Source organism: Burkholderia sp. Bp9142, assembly GCF_003853415.1.
Lineage (GTDB): Bacteria > Pseudomonadota > Gammaproteobacteria > Burkholderiales > Burkholderiaceae > Burkholderia.
This window is the reverse complement of the sequence record NZ_QTPP01000076.1, coordinates 1-3,790: the sequence shown is the minus strand read 5'-3', so window position 1 is coordinate 3,790 and position 3,790 is coordinate 1. Positions and strand designations below refer to the sequence as shown.

Sequence of the window (3,790 nt, the reverse complement as noted above, 5' to 3'; positions counted from 1 at the left end):
GACAACCCTCTTTGCCTGATGACCATAGCGAGTCGGTCCCACCCCTTCCCATCCCGAACAGGACCGTGAAACGACTCTACGCCGATGATAGTGCGGATTCCCGTGTGAAAGTAGGTAATCGTCAGGCTCCCTAAGCCAGAAACCCCCGCCCGAAAGGCGGGGGTTTTTGCATTTGTGGCGCCGGAAATGTGCGATGGCCGCGAGGCGGGGTGTGTAGCTGTCCGGATTGCCGTCGATCCCGTCGTCGCCGTCCACGCCGGAACGAAATCACGTGATTTGATACGATCGAAGTGTCGTCGACGGCTGCTCGCATCGACGTTCGTGGTCGAACCAGTGCTTGATGGAGAGAGGGCAGGGAATGAATATCGGCGACGCGTCGCGCGAATCCGGCGTCAGCGCAAAAATGATCCGGTACTACGAACAGGTCGGCCTCCTTGCGCCGAGCAAGCGTAGCGACGCCGGATACCGGATCTACGGTTCGGACGAAGTCCATATCCTGCGTTTCATCCGCCAGGCACGACGGCTCGGTTTTCTCGTCGAGGATATCCGCAAGCTGCTGATGCTCTGGCAAGATCGCTCTCGCGCCAGCGCCGAAGTGAAGTCGATCGCCCTCGAACACGTGGCCGAACTCGACAAACGCATCGCGGAATTGAGCGACATGCGCAATACACTCGCCGATCTCGCCGCGCACTGCCACGGTGACGGGCGCCCCGAATGCCCGATCTTGGCGCGCCTGGCCGACCCGGTCGGTGAACCAGATTAGTGCACACCCTCGAGGCCGAAACTGGGCTTCGACTCAATATCATTAAAAATCAATGAGTTGAGGCGAATGCTTCACAAGCCATTCCAAATGGGAATGGCTCCCATGCAAGCATTTCATTAGCATCTTGGTGCGGCATCGCTATAATTCGGGATAACCCTATACGGGAAATCCCTGAATCTCGATTCGCCAGGGGTCCCCCTTCCTTGGAGAACATCATGATCGCCTACATCGTTGAAAAGCTGAGCAACTGGTTCGAATCCGCAGAGCGCGAGCGCCGTGAGGCTTACCTCGCCACGTCGTCGGACATCGTCCAGCTCGAGAGCCGCATCCGTTCGCTCGAAACCAACGGCTACTCGCTGTAATCGAGTCACCGTCAGGTGCCGTGTGGCACCGAACGAAAAGCAAGCCCCGTATTGACGGGGCTTTGTTTTTTTGTGCGCCGGATCTGGCGAAATCGTCGGCGCGGCGCTATGGTATGGACCTGCTTTTCAACCGGAAGAACACGACCATGCGCTTGCGTCTCGATGTGCATCTCGTTCTGGGCGCTGCGGTGCTCGTTCACGGCGTGGCGGCCGGTGCGGCAACCTCGTCCAAACCGCTGATTCTCGATACGCAACGCGGGATCCAGGATGGCAAGGGTGGCCTGGTGTTGCAAACGGCGCCGTTATCGTCCGAGCCGATTGTTGAACCCGCGGGCATGCGAACGCCGGCCGGGCAGGGACCGAATTCGTCGGTCCCGCTGTTTGTCGCGCCGTATATCAATGTGCCGGGCTGGGGGCTGTCTCCCGCGAATCAGCCAAGGCCCACCCCGAGACCGCAGCCGTAACGGCACGCAGCCCGCTCAGTTTCCGCGGTGCTCGATCTGGCACCGGGCGCCGCTGTCCTGTCCCAGGCGTTCGACGAGATAGGGCAGCGCTTCGTTCATGCTCTGCGCGAGCGTGTACGGCGGATTCAGGATGAACATTCCGCTGCCGTAAAGTCCGAGGCCGTCTGCCGGCGGATTCGATACCGTTAACGTCAGGTGCAGCCAGTTGTTCGGCTGCAGGCGCTTGAGTTGTTCCGGAAAACGCTGCGACTCCACCCGTGCAACCTGCGGATACCAGATCGCGTAACAACCGGTCGCGAAACGCTTCAGGCATTCCGTTACGCAGGTCATCGTGCGGGCGTAGTCCTTCTTGTCCTCATAGGACGGATCGATCAGTACGAGCGCGCGTCGCGGCGGCGGCGGCAGCAGCGCCTTGATGCCCTCGAAGCCGTCACCGGCGAAAATCATCGCGCGACGCCCCGCGTCGCGGAAGTTGTGACGCAGCACGTCGATTTCCGTCGTGTGCATTTCGAACAGGCGCATCCGGTCCTGCTCGCGCATCAATCGCCATGCGAGATACGGAGAGCCCGGATAGTAGTGCAGCTCGCCGTCGTCGTTCAGCGCGCGCACCTCGTCGATGTAATCGCCGAGCGCCTCGGGCAGGTTCTTGTCGTTCCAGAGCGGGCCGATGCCGGTGTCGAATTCCCCCGTCTTGGCCGCATAACCGTCTCGCAGCGAATACACGCCGGCGCCGGCGTGCGTATCGATGTACCAGTACGACTTGTCTTTGTTGTTCAGGTAGCGCAGCAGCTGGACGACGACGGCGTGCTTGAGCACGTCCGCGTGGTTGCCTGCGTGAAAACCGTGACGATAACTGAGCATGGCTGGCTGCCTGAAACGAAGGTGAATCGATGGAAACGGGCGATCGCGAGCGGCCGTCGGCCCGCGCGCCAACGCGGCCGCGTATTGTACGCGAGTGGACGTGAGCCGCCTTACTCGTATGCGTCGCCGACGGCCTCCTCGATGCGTTGCTTGACCTCCTGCGTCAGCTTTGGGGCAACGTCGAGCGCGCGCATGTTGTCGCCGATCTGTTCGATCCGCGAGGCGCCGGTAATGACCGAACTCACGCGCGGATTCGCGAGTACCCACGCGATAGCGAGCTGGGCGGTGCTGCAGCCGAGTTCGGCTGCGATCCCGCCGAGCCGTTCGACCACATCGTTGCTGGCCGGGTCCGTCAGCCGGTCGCGGAGCCAGTCGTAGCCCTGCAATTGCGCGCGGCTGCCCGGCGGCACGCCATTCCGGTACTTGCCGGTGAGCAGTCCCGATGCCAGCGGGCTCCAGGTCGTCAGACCGAGGCCGTAGTCGTCGTAGAGCCGTGTGTATTCCTGCTCGACCCGGATACGGTGGAACAGGTTGTACTGCGGCTGCTCGACGACCGGCTTGTGCAGATGGTGCCGCTCGGCAATCTCATACGCGGCGCGGATCTCGTCGGCGCTCCATTCGGACGTGCCCCAGTACAGCGCCTTGCCGCGCACGATCATGTCGCTCATCGCCCAGACAGTTTCCTCGATCGGCGTGTTCGGATCCGGACGATGGCAATAGACGAGGTCGACATGGTCGAGCTGCAGCCGGCGCAGCGAGCCGTCGATCGCGTTCAGCAGATATTTCCGGTTCAGCGTGTGGTACTGGTTCGGGGCTTCCGCGAGACCCCAGAAGAACTTCGTGGACACGAGGTAGCTGACGCGCGGCCAGCCGAGCGACTTGAGCGCCTGACCCATGATTTCCTCGGATTTGCCGCCCGCGTAGACCTCGGCGTTGTCGAAGAAATTGACGCCCGCATCGCGGGCGGCCGCGAGGCATTCGCGCGCGACCCGCTGATCGACCTGGTTGCCGTAGGTGACCCACGAGCCGAGCGAAAGCGCGCTGATCTGCAGGCCGGAGCGGCCTAGCCGTCGATAGTGCATGAGAATCTCCCGCGACTCGGAACCGACCTTAAGCTTAGACGTTTTGCGCGCGAACGGCGGGGCCGATCGTGCACAATAGCGGTTGGCCCGCCTGCACGACCACGCGACGAACGCGGATGCAGCGGGGCGTGCTTTTTCGAACCGATAACGGAAGGAGAGGGACATGGCAGCAGATCTGAGCGGCAAGACCGCAGTCGTCACGGGCGCCGCAAGCGGCATCGGCAAGGAAATCGCACTGGAGCTCGCGAAGGCGGGCGC

General features: G+C 62.2%; 6 protein-coding genes and 1 rRNA gene. 5 read left to right on the top strand and 2 right to left on the bottom strand.

The genetic code is table 11. The features are described from left to right. Positions 1 to 14 precede the first annotated feature (14 nt). The 4 genes from rrf to DIE22_RS37615 all read left to right on the top strand — a co-directional run bounded on the left by rrf (position 15) and on the right by DIE22_RS37615 (position 1,589). A 5S ribosomal RNA gene (rrf, locus tag DIE22_RS37630) occupies positions 15 to 127 on the top strand. Between the two features lie 231 nt (positions 128 to 358). Then, positions 359 to 763 (top strand): Cu(I)-responsive transcriptional regulator, encoded by a 405-nt coding sequence (gene cueR / locus DIE22_RS37625; protein WP_006755754.1) that lies wholly within the window; start codon positions 359 to 361, stop codon positions 761 to 763. A 215-nt stretch (positions 764 to 978) separates the two neighbouring features. Continuing rightward, on the top strand, positions 979 to 1,125 hold the full coding sequence (locus DIE22_RS37620) for a DUF3563 family protein (protein ID WP_006478295.1): 147 nt from the start codon (positions 979 to 981) through the stop codon (positions 1,123 to 1,125). A gap of 113 nt (positions 1,126 to 1,238) precedes the next feature. After that, positions 1,239 to 1,589, top strand: coding sequence for a hypothetical protein (locus DIE22_RS37615; RefSeq protein WP_124607536.1), 351 nt, complete (start codon positions 1,239 to 1,241; stop codon positions 1,587 to 1,589). Positions 1,590 to 1,604: 15 nt separating this feature from the next. Here DIE22_RS37615 and DIE22_RS37610 read toward each other — a convergent pair whose 3' ends face one another. Together DIE22_RS37610 and DIE22_RS37605 are read right to left on the bottom strand one after the other, a co-directional pair. After that, positions 1,605 to 2,450 carry a 23S rRNA (adenine(2030)-N(6))-methyltransferase RlmJ gene (locus DIE22_RS37610; protein WP_124607535.1) on the bottom strand — a complete coding sequence of 282 codons (846 nt, stop codon included), beginning with the start codon at positions 2,448 to 2,450 and terminating at the stop codon, positions 1,605 to 1,607. Positions 2,451 to 2,560: 110 nt separating this feature from the next. Continuing rightward, positions 2,561 to 3,532: an aldo/keto reductase gene (locus DIE22_RS37605; RefSeq protein ID WP_124502182.1), complete on the bottom strand. Its 972-nt coding sequence runs from the start codon at positions 3,530 to 3,532 to the stop codon at positions 2,561 to 2,563. A 163-nt stretch (positions 3,533 to 3,695) separates the two neighbouring features. On the opposite strand from DIE22_RS37605, the gene DIE22_RS37600 reads away from it, so the two are divergent. Then, positions 3,696 to 3,790, top strand: a 95-nt coding sequence (locus DIE22_RS37600) for an SDR family NAD(P)-dependent oxidoreductase (RefSeq protein WP_124496677.1), incomplete at its 3' end; no start/stop codon positions are given.